The 16693-nt window shown below is 56.8% G+C and carries 16 protein-coding genes; 8 read left to right on the forward strand and 8 right to left on the reverse strand.

The features are described from left to right. Positions 1 to 24: 24 nt before the first annotated feature. Both QOL67_RS17905 and QOL67_RS17910 read left to right on the forward strand, forming a co-directional pair. Positions 25 to 1242: a hypothetical protein gene (locus tag QOL67_RS17905; RefSeq protein WP_283427356.1), complete on the forward strand. Its 1218-nt coding sequence runs from the start codon at positions 25 to 27 to the stop codon at positions 1240 to 1242. Beyond that, positions 1239 to 2585 carry a cytochrome P450 gene (locus tag QOL67_RS17910; RefSeq protein WP_283427357.1) on the forward strand — a complete coding sequence of 449 codons (1347 nt, stop codon included), beginning with the start codon at positions 1239 to 1241 and terminating at the stop codon, positions 2583 to 2585. Before QOL67_RS17905 ends, QOL67_RS17910 begins: the two co-directional genes overlap by 4 nt. A 101-nt stretch (positions 2586 to 2686) precedes the next feature. Here QOL67_RS17910 and QOL67_RS17915 read toward each other — a convergent pair whose 3' ends face one another. Beyond that, positions 2687 to 4504 carry an extracellular solute-binding protein gene (locus QOL67_RS17915; protein ID WP_430458968.1) on the reverse strand — a complete coding sequence of 606 codons (1818 nt, stop codon included), beginning with the start codon at positions 4502 to 4504 and terminating at the stop codon, positions 2687 to 2689. Between the two features lie 294 nt (positions 4505 to 4798). Here QOL67_RS17915 and QOL67_RS17920 point away from each other — a divergent pair, with 294 nt between their 5' ends. The 3 genes from QOL67_RS17920 to QOL67_RS17930 are packed head-to-tail and all read left to right on the forward strand — an operon-like array spanning position 4799 to position 7073. Next, the gene (locus QOL67_RS17920; RefSeq protein WP_283427358.1) at positions 4799 to 5572 is read left to right on the forward strand and encodes a 3-hydroxybutyrate dehydrogenase; all 774 of its coding nucleotides are present in this window, start codon (positions 4799 to 4801) and stop codon (positions 5570 to 5572) included. A gap of 14 nt (positions 5573 to 5586) precedes the next feature. Next, entirely contained in the window at positions 5587 to 6612 is a 1026-nt protein-coding gene (locus QOL67_RS17925; RefSeq protein WP_283427359.1) for a patatin-like phospholipase family protein, read from the forward strand. Further along, entirely contained in the window at positions 6609 to 7073 is a 465-nt protein-coding gene (locus QOL67_RS17930; protein WP_283427360.1) for a hypothetical protein, read from the forward strand. The genes QOL67_RS17925 and QOL67_RS17930 overlap by 4 nt, the downstream gene beginning before the upstream one ends. 16 nt (positions 7074 to 7089) lie before the next feature. Here QOL67_RS17930 and QOL67_RS17935 read toward each other — a convergent pair whose 3' ends face one another. The 5 genes from QOL67_RS17935 to QOL67_RS17955 form a co-directional block, all read right to left on the reverse strand. Continuing rightward, positions 7090 to 7773 (reverse strand): DUF502 domain-containing protein, encoded by a 684-nt coding sequence (locus QOL67_RS17935; RefSeq protein ID WP_283427361.1) that lies wholly within the window; start codon positions 7771 to 7773, stop codon positions 7090 to 7092. Between the two features lie 141 nt (positions 7774 to 7914). Then, complete coding sequence (locus tag QOL67_RS17940) at positions 7915 to 8832, reverse strand: pseudouridine-5'-phosphate glycosidase (protein ID WP_283427362.1); 918 nt, start codon at positions 8830 to 8832, stop codon at positions 7915 to 7917. Continuing rightward, positions 8829 to 9737, reverse strand: a complete 909-nt coding sequence (locus tag QOL67_RS17945; RefSeq protein ID WP_283427363.1) for a PfkB family carbohydrate kinase — start codon at positions 9735 to 9737, stop codon at positions 8829 to 8831. Before QOL67_RS17945 ends, QOL67_RS17940 begins: the two co-directional genes overlap by 4 nt. Positions 9738 to 9750: 13 nt before the next feature. Next, complete coding sequence (locus QOL67_RS17950) at positions 9751 to 10374, reverse strand: thiamine phosphate synthase (RefSeq protein WP_283427364.1); 624 nt, start codon at positions 10372 to 10374, stop codon at positions 9751 to 9753. 84 nt (positions 10375 to 10458) lie between these two features. Beyond that, positions 10459 to 10788 carry a TfoX/Sxy family protein gene (locus QOL67_RS17955; RefSeq protein WP_283427365.1) on the reverse strand — a complete coding sequence of 110 codons (330 nt, stop codon included), beginning with the start codon at positions 10786 to 10788 and terminating at the stop codon, positions 10459 to 10461. Between the two features lie 141 nt (positions 10789 to 10929). Here QOL67_RS17955 and QOL67_RS17960 point away from each other — a divergent pair, with 141 nt between their 5' ends. The 3 genes from QOL67_RS17960 (at position 10930) to QOL67_RS17970 (ending at position 14424) form a co-directional block, all read left to right on the forward strand. Continuing rightward, on the forward strand, positions 10930 to 11673 hold the full coding sequence (locus QOL67_RS17960) for an RNA methyltransferase (RefSeq protein ID WP_283427366.1): 744 nt from the start codon (positions 10930 to 10932) through the stop codon (positions 11671 to 11673). Positions 11674 to 11780: 107 nt separating this feature from the next. Further along, the gene (gene ctaA, locus QOL67_RS17965) at positions 11781 to 12932 is read left to right on the forward strand and encodes a heme A synthase (protein WP_283427367.1); all 1152 of its coding nucleotides are present in this window, start codon (positions 11781 to 11783) and stop codon (positions 12930 to 12932) included. A gap of 16 nt (positions 12933 to 12948) precedes the next feature. Further along, positions 12949 to 14424, forward strand: coding sequence for a carboxypeptidase M32 (locus QOL67_RS17970; RefSeq protein ID WP_283427368.1), 1476 nt, complete (start codon positions 12949 to 12951; stop codon positions 14422 to 14424). An 88-nt stretch (positions 14425 to 14512) separates the two neighbouring features. Here QOL67_RS17970 and QOL67_RS17975 read toward each other — a convergent pair whose 3' ends face one another. Both QOL67_RS17975 and QOL67_RS17980 read right to left on the reverse strand, forming a co-directional pair. Next, on the reverse strand, positions 14513 to 14875 hold the full coding sequence (locus QOL67_RS17975; RefSeq protein ID WP_283427369.1) for a hypothetical protein: 363 nt from the start codon (positions 14873 to 14875) through the stop codon (positions 14513 to 14515). A gap of 134 nt (positions 14876 to 15009) precedes the next feature. Next, entirely contained in the window at positions 15010 to 16581 is a 1572-nt protein-coding gene (locus tag QOL67_RS17980; protein ID WP_283427370.1) for a YARHG domain-containing protein, read from the reverse strand. Positions 16582 to 16693 lie beyond the last annotated feature (112 nt).

Below are 16693 nucleotides of genomic sequence, written 5' to 3' on the forward strand. Positions count from 1 at the left end.
TCTTCCGCAAAGGAGAGGCAGGCCATGGCAGAGCCCCATCACAGGCACGTAAGGAAGCGGCGGGTATTCTATGTCCCCGGCTATGATCCGATTCATCCGCGGCGCTATCGGGAGCTGTATCGCAAGGAGGGCGCGGCACAGGCGGAGATTTCCGACTATGAGCTGGCTCTGTCTCCAAAAACATCCAAAGGTGGCCCTTACGGCTGGCATGTGACAGGCCAAATCGAGGGGCAGGAGACGCAGTGCGACGTTGAGGTGCTGGTGTGGTCTGACATTGTGCGTGACAGCATGGAGCAGGGCATTGTGTCGACCTATGGGCAACTGCTGCGCACTGCGTGGACCTATATTGGGTCCGGAGCGCTTTGGCGGTTGATGCAGTTGCGCAAAGGCCCGGTGATTGCCGCGCTTTATCCAGTTCTGTTTTTGTTGGTGCAGTTGTTGTTGGCCCTGCTGGCGGCTTGGGGCATAGGCAAGGCGGTGTCATTGGTTTTGCCAGAGTGGACAGCGGTATTCGGATTGATTGTCGTTTTGCCAATTCTTCAATGGTTTCAAAAGCATGACGGCAAGTTCTTTGCCTATTACCTGATGCATGACTATGCCTATTCAGCCTCAACAAAAGGCGCCAATCCACCCGCATTGGAGGCACGGATGGCGGAGTTTGCCGATCGGATTGCAGAGGCCCTGCAATCGGAGTGTGACGAAGTTCTCGTAGTCGGCCATTCCAGTGGCGCGCATTTGGCAGTCTCCGTTTTGGCGGATTTGATCCGCGACGGGCGCGTATCGGGGACGGGTCCAACTCTTGGTTTTTTGTCGTTGGGGCAGGTTGTGCCGATGGTGAGTTTCTTGCCAAAGGCGGATCGGCTTCGCGCGGATCTGGCGTTTCTGTGCCAACGAGAGGAGTTGACCTGGGTGGATGTGACCGCGCCGGGGGATGGCTGTGCATTTGCTCTGTGTGATCCGGTGTCTGTGTCTGGAGTTGCGCCTGAGGAGGGAAAACGGTGGCCTCTGGTAGTCTCTGCAGCCTTCACGCAGACACTATCTGAGGCGCGGTGGGCGGAATTGCGGTGGCGGTTTTTTAGACTGCATTTTCAATACCTTTGCGCGTTTGACCGGCCGGGAGATTACGATTATTTCCGCATCACGGCGGGACCAAAAACACTTGCGGAGCGCTATGAGGGGCGCAAGGCATCTGGTTCTCGTATCGAAAAGCCGATCAATAAATTCACTTCGGTGGCCTCATGATTCCTCCCAAACCGACACCGCGGCCGGAGAAAGTCACGCTGCGGCAATATGTTAAGCTCTTTCGCAAAGACCTTTTGTCGGCACAGCCTGCCAAGCTTTACCGTGCTTGGATGGCGGAGTTTCGCACGCCGTTTTTCCGCTCCTACATGATCAACCAACCGTCGCTCATAAAAACTGTTTTGAAAGAACGGCCTGATGATTTCCCTAAATCTCAACGGGTTAGCGAAGGGTTGAAACCGCTGTTGGGGGAGTCTGTGTTTCTGACCAATGGGGAGACGTGGAAGCGACAGCGGCGGATTATTGATCCGGCTTTTGAGGGCGGACGGCTGCGCGATACGTTTCCAGCGATGTGGGCTGCAAGCCAGGCTGCGGTGGCACGGCTTGAGACGCACGTTGGGCAAGTTATTGAGATTGAAGAGGAAACCAGCCACGCGGCGGCGGACGTTATTTTTCGAACTTTGTTCTCGATCCCGATTGAGCATGAAGTTGCAGGCAAGGTTTTTGATGAATTTCGCACCTATCAACGCAGCGCACCAATTGTGAATTTGGGCGCATTTCTGCCTCTACCTCGTTGGTTTCCAAGATTTTTCCGGAAAGACACCAAGCGAACGGCAGCCAGTATTCGCGGTTTGATCACGCAGCTCACCGAGGAGCGGATGGCGGCGATTGAGGCGGGAACTGCGCCGGATGACTTGGCCACCAAGATCATGACAACGGTTGATCCGGTGGATGGAAAAACGTTTGATACCAATGAGATGGTTGACCAGGTTGCGATCTTTTTCTTGGCTGGCCATGAAACCAGCGCGTCGGCCTTGGCCTGGGCGCTGTACTTGTGTGCTCTGTTCTCGGATTGGCAGGAGAAAATCGCTGAGGAAGCAACAGATTTAACCGAGGAGTTTGGCTCGGTCAGCAAAATGAGGATATGCCGGGATGTATTCCGCGAGGCGCTGCGCCTGTATCCGCCGGTGCCAATGATGGTGCGGGAGACAACCTGTCCAGAACACTTCCGGGATCGCGATATTGCCGAAGGATCTCAGGTGGTTATCTCCCCATGGCATTTGCACCGACAGGAAAGGCTGTGGGACAATCCGGACGGGTTTGACCCAACACGGTGGCAAACGGACAACGGCAAACAGTGCATGCGAGAGGCCTATGTTCCGTTTTCCGCAGGCAGTCGTGTTTGCACCGGCGCGGGGTTCGCCATGGTCGAAGGTGTGCTGATGTTGTCGATGATATTGAAGCATTTCCAGATCACACCAGAGGGTGACGTACCGGTGCCAATTGCCCATCTGACAGTGCGGTCTCGGGATGGCATTAAGCTTCGAATCAAGCGGCGAAACTGACGTCGGTATAGCGTCTGTAACGCGACTGTCTTGCGGAGGTGCACATTTGCCAAATGTGAGCTGTTAACGAACAGGGCGCCCGAAGGCGCCCTGTGTTGCGTTTAGTCTTGATGCCACCAGACACTTGGTAGCCATTCAACCCCGTCGCCATAGATCGGCAGGTTGTCTTTGGGGTAGTGCAGCTCTTTCTGGTGGGCGATGCGACCAACGGCATATTTCCACACAGGAATCACGTAGCGGCCAGAAGTCAGCACGCGGTCGAGCGCCTTCGTTGCGGCGACAAAGTCGTCTTGCGATGTTGAGGTCAGCATCTCGTTGATCATGGCGTCGATGGCCGGAGATTTCACGCCCATCAAATTGCGCGAGCCGGTTTGATCGGCCGCCTCAGAGCCCCAGTAGAGGTTTTGCTCGTTGCCAGGGGACAGAGAGAGTGCGCGGCGGTAGTTGGTGATGTCGAAGTCAAACGCGGCAGTGCGCTCGGCATATTGCGGGCCGTCCACCTGTGTCACAGTCAATTCCACACCAAGACCTTCGAGGGCTTTGGAGTAGATGTCGACAATTGCCTTGTTCTCGGAATCGCCCTGCTTGAGCAAGATTTCGAGTGTGAGCACCTCGCCATTTGCATTTTGCAGCTTGCCGTCGACCACGGAGTAGCCTGCGTCTTCCATAAGAGCCATGGCTTTGCGCAAGTTAGCGCGGTTGCGGATGGAGCCGTCAGAGGCGGGCAGGGTGTAGCCAGAGAGTGCTTCTGGTGGCAGCTCGTCAGCAAAGGGTTGCAAGAACTCAGCGACGCGTCCTTGGGCTTGACCTTCATCCATTCCGAGGAGGGAGCCGGAGAAAAAAGACGTGATGCGCGGTTGGCGGGAGCCGGTCATCGTGTCGTTGATGAATTCGAAGTTGAAGACATGCATCAGCGCGTCGCGCACGCGGATGTCATCCAGTGGCGCCTTGCGGGTGTTCATCACCAATCCCGTGATGCCGGAAGGTTTCTGGTGAGGAATTTCCGATTTCACAATGTCGCCGGATTGAGCGAGTGGGAAATCATAGTTAGCGGCCCATTTTTCAGCGTTGAATTCGCGAGTGAAGGATATCTCCCCCGCTTTGAAAGCCTCAAACATCACATCGCCGTCGCCGAAGAAGTCGATTTTGATCTCGTCAAAGTTGTGAGTGCCTTTGCGAAACGGCAGGTCCTTGCCCCAGTAGTCTTCGTCGCGCGATAGGGTGACAAAGCGACCTGCTTCAAAGTCGGAGACCACATAAGGCGCGGTTCCAAGCGGGACGTCTTGAAGGGTGATGTCTTCAAAGGATTTGCCGTCAAACTGCGCCTTCTGCAGGATGGGGCGCAGGCCGGCGATCAGGGCCAACTCGCGGTCTTCGGTGTTGAAAGTGATGCGCACAGATCGGTCGCCAGTGGCTTCGATGCTGCCCACTTTGCCCCAGAAGCCGCGGTAGCGGGGATGGCCAACTGTGCCGAGGGTTTCATAAGACCAGATCACGTCTTCGACGGTCACCGGGCTGCCATCAGAGAATCGGGCTTCTTCGCGAAGGGTGAATTCCACCCATGAACGGTCCTTTGGTGTCTCAATCGATTCGGCTAAAAGACCGTATAGGGCGAATGGCTCGTCCCAGTTGCGCCCCATGAGGGACTCATAGCCAAAGAAGCGAAGCTGCCACGGCACCGTGCCCTTGCGCACAAATGGGTTCAGGGAATCAAAGCTGCCGCCATTGCCGGTAACCACACGCCCGCCTTTGGGGGCATCGGGGTTGGCGTAGGGCAGAGACACAAAATCATGTGGCAGAGCGGGCTCACCATACATAGCGATGCCATGCTGGGGGTCCGCAATGGTTTGGGTGCCGACAAGTGATAGCGCAAGCACAGCGGCCGCACTGGTGACTTTGGGGAAACGTATTGGTGTCATTGCCTGAACAATCCTGTTGGTTCGTTTTTTGCTTACCCAAAAAGTAGCGGGGTATTGGTGGCTTATCAAACTTTTAGCTTGGAGACCGGCGCAGTAACGCTTATAAAGGTGTCACTGCTCGATAGGTTTCTTGCCTGTATGAAACCTGCCTCAATAACTTTACGCCCGCTTCGCGCGGGCGTTTTTTTTGGCCTTTTGGCAGGCTTACGTAAGATTACGGTACGTGTGAATTTCCCTTATTTTGCGGGTGCAGCATGATATGCTGCGCGCAACCGAGATGAGAGGACAAGACAGATGACAATGCAGGGCAAGACGGCAATTGTGACGGGCAGCAATTCGGGAATCGGTCTGGGCGTGGCGCGGGAATTGGCGCGGGCTGGAGCCGATGTTGTGCTGAATTCTTTTACCAACCGGGACGAAGATCATGCGCTGGCAGCCGAGATTGCGGCAGAGTTCGGCGTAAAGGCGCGATACATCGCGGCGGATATGTCCAAGGGGGACCAGTGTCGCCAGCTGATCGAGGATGCAGGTGGCTGTGATGTGCTGGTGAACAATGCGGGCATTCAGCACGTGGCGCCGATTGACGCGTTCCCGATTGAGAAATGGGAAGCCATTATTGCGATTAACATGAATTCGGCATTTCACACCACAGCGGCGGCGCTGCCCCATATGCGCAAGCGGGGCTGGGGCCGGGTGATCAACATCGCCAGTGCGCATGGTCTGACAGCGTCACCGTTTAAGTCGGCGTATGTTGCGGCTAAGCATGGTGTGGTGGGCATGACCAAGACCGTGGCCCTGGAAACCGCTGAGGAGCCGATCACCTGTAATGCGATTTGCCCCGGGTATGTTTTGACCCCGCTGGTGGAGGCGCAGATCCCGGACACCATGGAGAAATACAACATGGGTCGCGATGAGGTGATCAAAAAGGTGATGTTGGAACGTCAACCTAGCCGCGAGTTTGCAACGGTAGAGCAGCTGGGCGGCACGGTGTGCTTTTTGGCGTCTGATGCGGCGGCGCAGATCACCGGCACCACCATCAGCGTGGATGGCGGCTGGACCGCATTGTAAAAGGAGGTGGCCTCATGAAGCGTATCAATCTGGCATTGCAGGGTGGCGGCGCGCATGGGGCCTTCACTTGGGGCGTTTTGGACGTCCTTTTGCAGGACGAAGACATCGAGATTGCCGGGATCACCGGCACCTCTGCGGGTGCGATGAACGGCGCGGCATTGAAGGCCGGTTTGTTGCAAGGCGGGCGCGCGGGCGCGCGGGCCAATCTCGACTGGTTCTGGCAGCAGATGGGCGCGGCGCAGGTGCCAGGAATGGATGCTTGGTTTGCGTCCGTGCCGCCAGGCATGGTGAGCCGCGCGCTGGAGTATAGCTGGCCGTTTATGGCGGCGGATATGATGCAGCGGCTGACCTCGCCTTACGCCATGGGGCCGCTGTATGAGCATCCGCTGCGCGATATTGTGGATCAGTTCAGTTTTGATCAGGTCTGTGCCGAGGAAGGGCCGAAGCTGTTTGTCTGTGCCACAAACGTGCGGTCCGGCAAGGCGCGGGTGTTTGAAGGGCGCGAGATCAGCACTGATGCGTTGCTGGCTTCGGCCTGTTTGCCAACTCTGTTCAAAGCGGTGACCGTGTTTGATCAGACCACAGGCAAGACTGAAGCGTATTGGGATGGCGGCTACACCGGCAACCCGTCGCTTTGGCCGCTGTACCGACAGGATTTGCCAGAAGATGTGGTGATTGTGAATATCAACCCGTTGAGACGAGACACTCTGCCGGTGACACCTCAGCAGATCAGCAACCGGATCAATGAGATCAGTTTTAACGCATCGCTATTGAGCGAGCTGCGCGCCGTTGCATTTGTGCAAAAGCTGATCGCGCAAGGTGCGTTGAGTCGTGAAGAAAAGCGGGAGGTGAAGGTGCATATGATTGCGGATGACGCGCTGATGAACCGCTTGTCGGTGGCCACCAAGAGCTGGCCTGTGACCTCGGTTCTGCTTCATTTGAAAGAAGCCGGGCAGGCGGCGGCCAAAGGGTTTTTGAGCGCGCATAAGGCCGATTTGAACGCGCGTGGAACCGTGGATTTGGCGGAGATGTATGGATGAGTTGGAGCAGGTATCTGAACGATAAGATTCCAAGTGTACTGGCGTCGTTATGCGCCGTCGTGACGATGGGCGAGCCGTTGCGGGCGCAGGATACAATGATCATGAACCCATTTTTCGGGTTTGAGTTTGTTCTGACACCCATCGCAGTTAAGTGGGTCTGTGGGGGGGAGAGGACCAACGATCTTGTACAGATTAACCGCCTCATTGACGCCTTCCCTGAAGAAGCGGAAGCCGCAGAGATACCTTCCCATCTGGCAGCCCTTCAAAATGTGGAGACGCTCTCAGTTTTGCTAGGCACGCCTATTAGCGCCGAAAACTCCAAAAAGCTTTGTTCTGCGGCACTGCCCTTGAATTTGAATTGGGCCTTACCCGAAGATTTGGTGTCAGGTGCAAACAACATGCTTCCTCAACAGGAGAGAGCGTGGGCTGTGTTCTATGGAACTGTAGAGGCCCTTAACTGAAGCGAGCGCTTACCGGTTACTCTTCCGGTGGCTGGGATGGATCTTTTGGGTTTGGGTAAACCAGACCTGCGGAAATCACCAATTTGGCGGCGTCCTCAACAGACATTTCCAATTCGATGATGTCATCCGTTGGAAAAAACAGCAGGAAGCCGGAGGTCGGGTTGGGTGTTGTTGGCACAAACACACCGACAAGCGGGCTGGTGGTGGGGGCGGACCCAGCAACTTCGCCCTTGGCAGTGGTTGAGATAAAACCAATCGCCCAGATGCCACGGCGGGGGTATTCGATCAGGCAGGCTTTTTCAAAGCTGCGCTCGGTTTGGGCAAAGACGGTTTCGGCGATTTGTTTCACACCGGAGTAGATCGAGCGTACCACCGGCATGCGGGACACTAGGTTCTCGGCTATTCGCAAAAGAGACCGGCCCATCAGGCCTTTGGCGATCCAGCCCACCAGGATGGTGAAGATCAAGAAGATGATCATCCCAACGCCGCGCAGGTTGATGCCGATGTATTTCTCTGGCTGGATTGTCGAAGGGATCAGCGGCAGGACAAATCCGTCCACCCAACCCACAAAGGTCCAGACCAGCCAAATGGTCATGGCAATGGGCAGAATGACCACAATACCCGTCAGAAAGCTGGACCGCAGCCGGGCAAAGAAGCCGGATTTGTGCGGGGCGTCGTTTTCGTCAAAGGGTGTCGTCATGAGGGGTCCTAGGGTAAGCCTAGTGTTTAGTTAGGCATTTGTGGGGGGCGCTGCAATGACGATTGCAAGAGAGCGACATTTGGAAGCTGTCACGACGTGTCACAACGCCGTGGCAGCCAGTTATTTGCGCAAAACTTGAGCCTAGGCCTTCAGCGCGGCGGCAATGTCGGCCGCGAGGCGGGCGTTGTTGCGTACCAGGGCAATGTTGGCGACCAGCGATTTGCCGTCTGTGAGCTCAAAGATGCGCGCCAGCAGGAAGGGTGTGACGTCTTTGCCGCTCACGCCTTTGTCTGCAGCTTCTTGTGTGGCTTGGGCAATCACCGGGGCCAGTTCGGAGGCTGGAATTTCATCCGCTGTCGGGATCGGGTTGGCCACCAGCTGACCGCCAGGTAAGGCCATGGCGCCGCGGGTTTTGTGGGCGGCAGCGATGTCAGCGGCGTTGTCCATACGCAAAGGTGACGCCAGGTCAGAGGTGGCGGACCAGAAAGCCGGGAAACTGTCCTGGCCGTAGGTAATCACAGGTACGCCGTTGGTTTCCAAGACTTCGAGGGTTTTTGGCACATCCAGGATGGCTTTGGCACCTGCCGCGACTACGGTCACCGGGGTGTGGGCCAGTTCCGTGAGGTCGGCGGAGATGTCAAAGCTGTCTTCTGCGCCTTTGTGCACGCCGCCGATGCCGCCGGTGGCAAAGACGTCGATGCCAGCCAGATTAGCCGCAATCATGGTGGCAGCCACAGTGGTGGCGCCGGTGCGGCCTTGGGCCATGATCACCGGCATGTCTGCGCGGGAGACTTTGGCGACGTTTTTGGCCTGGGCCAGCTCTTCGAGCTGCGCTTCGGTCAGACCAGCATGCAGCGTGCCGTTGAGCACAGCCATTGTGGCAGGCACGGCACCCTTTGCACGAATGTCGGCTTCGACCTGTTTCGCAACCTGGAGGTTTTGTGGATACGGCATGCCATGGGTGATGATGGTGCTTTCCAGCGCCACGATGGGCGTGCCGTTTTTCTTGGCGTCCTCAACTTCGGGGGAAAGGACCAGATCAAGGGAAATGAGGCTCATGTAGCGTGTTCTCCGGAAACGTATTTTGCGGCTGCCGTCAATGCGCGGTTGAGCGCATCTTCACGAGAGCAGTTTTGAGATTCAGCCACGATGTGCGCGGCCATAAAAGTGTCGCCTGCGCCGGTGACACGGGTCACCAGAACGGCAGGGGGGTGTTGGGTGATCACCCCGTCAGCGGTGCCGTCAGACGCATCGTTGCCGCCATCGGTCACCAAGGCGCGAGCAGCGCCGCGCTCCAGAAGGGCAGCTGCGGCCTCTTTAGAGGATGTGAATTCGGTTTTGCAGAGGTAACCTGCTTCCTCGAGGTTCACATAGAGCACGGCCCGGGAATGCATCAGGAAGGGCATCAGCCGTTCCGCTTTGCCCGGTGACGCCGGGGCGACGCGTAAGTCGGCGGATGAAAACAGGGGACTGCGGGCGATCTGATCAAGTAGGCGCTGTGTTAGATTGCCATCCAATGCGATGAGGCCGGAGTAGGGTGCAGCTTCGCTGCCCAGGGTGCCGTCTTCGAGCGGGGTCAAGATTTTGTCCCCAGCCGCTTCGAGGCTGTGTGCGTCTGCAATGGCCGCGATCAGCCCGTTTTTACCCTCAACCGCCATATAGGTGTCGGTTGGCAAGTCTGCAGATCGATAGACGTAGTCCATGATCGCGCCCATTTCAGTGCAGGCTGTCATCAGTTCGTCGCCTTCGACATCCTGGCCGATGGCGGTGAGTGTGGCGGGACGCACACCAAAGCGGGCCAAGGTCATAGCGATGTTCCAAGCCACGCCGCCGGGCAGGCGGGAGATGCGGCCGGGCACGTCAGAGCCTTGACGCATGTGGCTTGGCGCGCGGCCTATGATGTCCCAGAGGACGGAACCGATGCAGAGAATGTCAGGCTGTTCAGGAGTTTGTGCGGCGGTCATGGGCGCTCCTAAATCACGCGGTGAAGGCGCTGTGCAGCTCTTTGAGCTTGGCCACGGGATCGTCGCTGCGCCAGATTTCTTCGCCGATGCCAAAGAAGTCGGTGAAGGGGGAGAGTTTTGCAATAATGCTTGTATCCAACGCGCCTTCGGCCACAACGGGCACCTCAATCATGGTGGACCACCACTCAAACAGGTCTTTTTCTGCAAGGGTACCATCGCCCAGATTGGTGCTGCCAACGGGCCCAAAGGCTACGTAGTCTGCGCCACTTTCTCCGGCGGACATGCCTTCGTGTGAGGAGGCGCTACAAAACGTACCGACAATAGCGTCTTGGCCAAGTTCTTTGCGGGTTTTGGCCACCGAACGTGCCGCATCAGTCAGGTGCACCCCGTCGAGGCCCAAGCGTTCGGACAGTTGCACATGTTCGTTGATCACAATGGCGACGTCGCGGGCATGGGCCACTTCGCGCAGCGCGTCTGCCGCGCGTGACAGCCGGTCTTCGTCTTTGGTGGCCAGAGCCAGGCGCACACAGGCAATGTCGGCGGCATCCAGCACGGCGGCCAGTTGATCCGGGAAGCGGGAGAGCTCGATTTCCGGCGGGGTGATCAGGTAGATCTGCGGCAACTCTGTGTCGGACATGCTCGGGCTCCAGGTGGTCTTTGTGCGAGTTTTTGGATCGCGTCGCTATAGCGCGGATTTTACTGCTTGGCTATCAGGAGTTGGCTATTTGGGCGGAAGACTTTGTGCGTTGGTTAAAGCCAGCGCGATCACTTTTGCACGCAGGCCATCATCGCCCAGCAGATCTTCGGAGAGATCCACCATGCCGCCCATCTTTCGGCCGGTGAATGAGAGCGGGTCGACACCGTCTATTTGCAGGGCTTCGGCTTCGCGGGATTTGCCAACACGGGCCATGCCGCCGCCTTTGTGTACGCCGCAGACCATGTTGCCGTGATGCAGGAAACACAGCCCGCCAAACATCTTCTTTTCAGAGATGCCGTCGATGTCTTGCAAGTCTTCACGCATCAAAGTGGCGTGTCCTTCGTCATAAGCCATGGTGATTCCTCTCTGTTGTCAAAACGAGTTTAGGCCTGCGGCGCGGATATTTGTAGAAAGTGAATGCTGAACAGCTTGTTTTGTTGGGGGCGCAGGGGTATCAGCGGGCGGATTTTTACTTTGGACAGTCTGGAGACCGTCATGACCAGTGCCACGCCGCAGCCTGCTTTTGTTCTTGTGCGCCCGCAGATGGGCGAAAACATCGGTGGCGCGGCGCGGGCGATGCTGAACTTTGGCTTGGACAAAATGCGCATTGTTGATCCGCGCGACGGTTGGCCCAATGAGCGCGCGGTCGCCATGGCCTCGGGTGCAGGGCGGGTGCTGGATGGCGCATTGCTCACCGAAACCACCGAGCAGGCGCTGGAAGATTGTCACTATGTGTTTGCCACCACGGCGCGGGCGCGGGGGCTGACCAAACCGGTGGTGACGCCGGAGACAGCGATGAAACAGGCCGCCGAGATGATTGCGCGGGGCGAGAAGGTGGCGGTGTTGTTTGGGCCGGAGCGGGCAGGGCTTGAGAACGAAGACATTGCGCGGGCCAATGCGATCATCAATGTACCGGTGAACCCGGAGTATGCGTCGCTCAATCTGGCACAATGTGTGTTGCTGACAGCCTATGAGTGGCGTCGGGCCAGTGCTGAGATTGTGCACGAGCGGGTGGATATGGCCAAAACCGACTGGGCCAGCAATGCGGATATTGATGCGCTGGGGCGCCATTACGAAGAGCGGCTTGAAGAGGCCAACTTCTTTTTCCCAACGGAAAAAGCTGAAAACATGAAGGTCAATCTGCGCAATATGTGGAGCCGGATGCGCCTGACACGGGCGGATGTTCAGATGTTGCATGGTGTGATGCGTCAGATGGTGCGCTGGAAAGAAAAAGACTGATTTGGCGAGGCATTTGGACCGCCTGAACTAATGTTCAATTCCGTTCTGAGAGTGGTTGAAGCTGGCGCTTGGTCCCACTAGGCTCGCGCCAAGATTTGGAGACAGCGATGAGCCAGAAGCGCAGCATTTTTGAAGAGGTCGGCGACACCGGCCTTAAAGAGGCCCCCAAAGCGGTGGGTGTGATTGACAGCGGTGCCAAAGGCGCGCGGCGGGGCATTCGCATCTGGTTGATGATCCTGTTTGCCTTGGTGTTTGTGATGATTGCCGTTGGGGGGCTGACCCGCCTGACCGACAGTGGCTTGTCGATCACGGAATGGCGTCCGGTGACCGGAGCAATCCCGCCAATGAGTGCGGCGGATTGGCAAAGTGAGTTCGACAAATACAAGCAGATTGACCAATGGGCGATCGACAACAACTGGATGACGCTGGCGGACTTCAAATCCATCTATTGGTGGGAATGGGGGCATCGCCAGCTGGGCCGGGTGATTGGCCTGGTCTGGGCGCTTGGTTTTGCAGGATTTGCCCTTGCGCGGCAAATTCCAACCGGTTGGACGGGACGGTTGGTCCTGATTGGTGCGCTTGGCGGGCTACAAGGCGCTGTTGGCTGGTGGATGGTTGCGAGCGGCGTGACTTCGGGCGAAGGCGTGACCACGGTGGCGAGCTACCGTTTGGCCACTCATCTTGGGCTGGCCTTTGTGATCCTGGGCTTCATCACATGGTACATTCTGTTGCTAGGTCGCAGTGAACGGGACTTGATGCAGGCGCGGCGCGGCAAAGAAGCCAAGCTGTTTGGCATGTCCACCGGGCTGTTGCATATGACCGGGGTGCAAATTCTTTTGGGCGCGTTGGTGGCTGGAATTGATGCGGGGCGCAGCTTTACCGATTGGCCGATGATGGGTGGAAACCTGTTCCCGGCGGATGCGCTTTATATGGAGCCAATCTGGCGGAACTTCTTTGAGAATCCGGGGTTTGTGCAGTTTACCCACCGCATTTGGGGCTATCTCTTGCTGATTTTTGCCATCGTGGTGTGGCGGCGTGGGCAAGGTTCTGCGCATGGGCACACACGGTTTGCATTTAATGCTGCGTTTGCTGCAATTGCGGTGCAGATTGCCGTTGGCATCGCGACAGTGCTCTACGCGGCACAGGTGCATATTGCGATTACGCACCAAGCCATTGCTGTTGTGGTCTGGGTTTTGATCCTGCGGGCGCGGTTCCTGAGCCATTATCCGATTGCAACCTCGGTGCGTGACGCATCCTGAGAGAAGGAAAACAAGAATGTCTGCATATGAGCAGTTGATGGGGTTTACCCATACCACACAGGCGTTGGGCGAAGTGGCAGGCCGTTTGGGCTGGGACCAGGAGGCAATTATGCCGGTTGGTGCCGCGCCGCAGCGGGCCGAAGAGATGGCCGCGATGGAAAGTGTGCTGCACGCGCGCCGGATTGATCCCAAGGTGGGCGACTGGCTGGCCGCGATTGATGAGGCGCAGCTTGATGAGGTGGGCCGCGCTCAGGTGCGTCACATCCGCAAATCTTATGAGCGGACCTCCAGGGTGCCAGCCGATCTGGCAGCAGAAATTGCCAAGGTGACCAGTCAAGCGCAGGGTATCTGGGCGCAGGCGCGCTCGGATGAAGATGTGGCCGGGTTTTTGCCAACTCTGGAAGAGGTGGTGAACCTGAAGCGTCAAGAAGGTCAGGCGCTGGCGGCTGGCGGCGATGTGTATGACGCCATGGTTGATGACTATGAGCCGGAGATGACCGCCGAGGAAATCGCAGCAATGTTTGACGCGATGCGACCACGACTGGTGGCGTTGCGGGCGGCCGTTTTGGCTGCGGAGGCACCGCAGAAGCTGTCTGGCCACTTTGCGTCGGACAAACAGATGGCGCTGACGGCCAAGCTGGCGGCAAGCTTTGGTTACGATTTTGACCATGGGCGCATTGATTGTGTGACCCATCCGTTCTGCTCTGGCTCTGGCAAAGATGTGCGCATAACCACACGCACCAGCGAAAGTGATCCGTTCAACTGCTTCTATTCCACGATCCACGAAGTTGGCCACGCCGCTTATGAGCAAGGCATTGATGATGCGTATCTTTTGACGCCGCTTGGGCGCGGCGTGTCGATGGGCGTGCACGAAAGCCAGAGCCGGATCTATGAGAACCAGATGGGCCGCGGACGGGCCTACACAAGCTGGCTCTATGAGCAGATGAAAGCGGAATTCGGCGACTTTGGCATCGACTCGGCTGAAGCGTTTTATGGCACTGTGAACCGGGTGAACGATGGCTATATCCGCACCGAGGCTGATGAGGTGCAGTACAATCTGCACATAATGCTGCGTTTTGATCTGGAGCGGGCTCTGATGCTGGGAGATCTGGCAGTGGGCGATCTGGAAGCAGCGTGGAATGACCGGTTTAAGGCTGACTTTGGCTATGCGGTGGACAAGCCCTCCAACGGGGTATTGCAGGATGTGCACTGGTCGGTGGGGCTGTTTGGCTACTTCCCAACTTACTCGCTGGGCAATGTCTATGCGGGTTGCTTGAACGAAGCGATGCGGTCGGCGGTGCCAAACCTGGATGGGCAGTTGGCGCAGGGCGATACCTCGGGTGGGACTGGCTGGTTGCGCGAAAGTCTGCAAAAGCATGGCGGGCTGCGCAAACCGGCGGACACCATTGTGCATGCCACCGGAAAAGCGCCAAGCGGGGAGCCACTTTTGGATTATTTGGAGGCCAAATTCAGGGACATCTATAAGCTGTAAGGCTTGCAGGATGTTGACTTGAAAAAGGGACGCTTTGGCGTCCCTTTTGTTTTGGATATTTGAAGAATGTGATTGCCTGCGAAGGTGTTTACATTGCCTTGCAGCTGGCGGCACGGCCATCAGGCGTTTTGGCGATACCAAGGATGCCCTTGTCCACCGTCAGGAAGCGGGCTTCTTTTGCACTTTGTAAATGAATCTCGCCTGTGTCTGTGAGGATGTAGGCGTCCTCGGAGGTGCGTTCCCCTGCTTTGAATTCGTATGGGAACGCTTTAGCATTGGCCGGTACATTCTTGAATATCATGTCGAATTTCATTTCACCCAAGTCGCAGGTGTAATGCACGCCGCTGAGCGCAGCATGGGCTGTGTCGGCACCCAGCAATGTTGCCTCTGCCAGAGCAAAATGTGGGGCGGTGCTGAGTGCGAAGGTCAGGAGGATGGCGGGTGTTTTCATCACAGTCTCCGAGTCGGGTGCGTTTACAAGATGTGGTCAGTTTTAGCCGAACGGTGCTGAGAAGTGTTTGCGTTTGATCAAATGGACGTTTTGAAGGGGCTGTGTGCCCCTTCGGAAGGATGATGGGTTGAGACCTAGCAGCCGAGGTCCTTTTCAGTTTGTTTGATGGCGTTCATGATGGTCGCGTCAGTTTCGGAAAGACTGGGAGACTTGGTGAAACATCCGTCGTTGCCAAAGGTGGAGATGCCGCGCTGAGAGCCAAAGCAGTAGCCGTTATTGTGGAAAATCCGATTTCTCATAAACCAGAGGTCATCACAGGTCAGCGTGTCAGATTCAGTATCGTTGGTCGCGGCTGCTTCCTCCGTTTCGGTGTTCAAGCCCGTGATCCGGGGCAAATCACTGAGGGGGCGGCCCAATGCAAACAGCATCAGTGCTGGGTAGGTGTGCAGTTGGTTTTCATCGTTCTGAATCAATATATTCCAATAGTCGTAAGGGGAGTTGACATGAGGTGCTTCTGGCTCGGCGTAGTCGCTGCGCGGGTGTTGCGTGCCAATACGCACTTCGATTGGATGGCTGTCTCGCGCGTCCCATGCGATGCGCGCTGAGCCAAAGTTGGCCTGTGCACCAATTTGCGCTGACGAGGGCAGGCGAACGAGGCAATCTTCGGCCCAATAAGCACCTCCGGTGCGGTACCCGCGTCGGTAGCCGTAGATGGCGCCATTTTTTTGCTCGATATTGAGTGAGGACGTATAAAATGGGCCGTCTTCTGATTGGTATTCGTGGGCCTCAAGCTCGAGAATTTGCACAAATTCCGAATAGATTTCCGAAATGGAGGCCAAGGGATGAGGCTTCCAGGTTGGCGCAAAGGCCCAGCTGAAAGACCCGTCATCGAGCAGGAAGACATTGTCACATATGGTGTCGATCAGGTCTGGGTTTAGGTCCACATCGTAGGAAACGCCCGTAACCGGCACGTTTGCAAAGATTGCGTCCCCCACAGTGTCGACAAAATACATGTCATGTGGCGGTGTTTCGATGCTCCGCGCATAGAGATAAGGCGTCAGATAAGGTGTGCTCTCGTCGTCGACTTTCTGCGCAAAGGCAAACAAGTGGGAAGAGTCGCGGATTGCTTCGTCATAAACGGCAGCGACTTCTTCTGCGTCGTAGGTCTCGCCGTCATTTGGCAAAACGATGCGTGGGGCATGAACGCCGAGGAGGGCCGTAGGCGCGATGGCGCGCATGGCAATGGTCTCATAGCTCTCCCCTTCAAAGGTGTGTGCGCCAGAGAGAAACAGGTTGGAGCAGGCAGAGGCGCACATGTCGCCATCTGCCACATAGGTCTGCAAGTCGGCGAAGACCTCGCGCAGGAAGTCTACGATGACCAGGGATTCATAGAGGTTGCCACCTGGGCTGCTGAGGCAAAGCGTGGCGCCATCAGGCAGGCCATTGTGGTAGTTTTCGCCATCATAGCCATAAAGGGCATGGAATTTTTGCAGGTCTCCGCGTTCTACACCGCCTTCGTAAAGCAGCGTGCAATTGGCGTATTTTCCGGTCAACCTCTGTGCCTGAATGGCCCCTCCGTATTTGGCCTCGATGTCGGAAGGCAGCTCATTTGTGTTGAGCGTAAGGGTGGCTGCACTAGCGCCCGTGGCTGACAGGTAAAAAACGGCGCCTAATGAGAGTGCGCGGGCTGAAAAGAAGTTGATCATTTGAACGCCATTGCCATTTAGGTTTTCTGAAGAAGGGCACATAACACTTTGCCAAGCAACATTAATTTGCTCCGAAATAGAAACGGCCCCACGCAATTGCGCAGGGCCGTTT

It is taken from the genome of Shimia sagamensis (assembly GCF_900182745.1).
Lineage (GTDB): Bacteria > Pseudomonadota > Alphaproteobacteria > Rhodobacterales > Rhodobacteraceae > Shimia > Shimia sagamensis.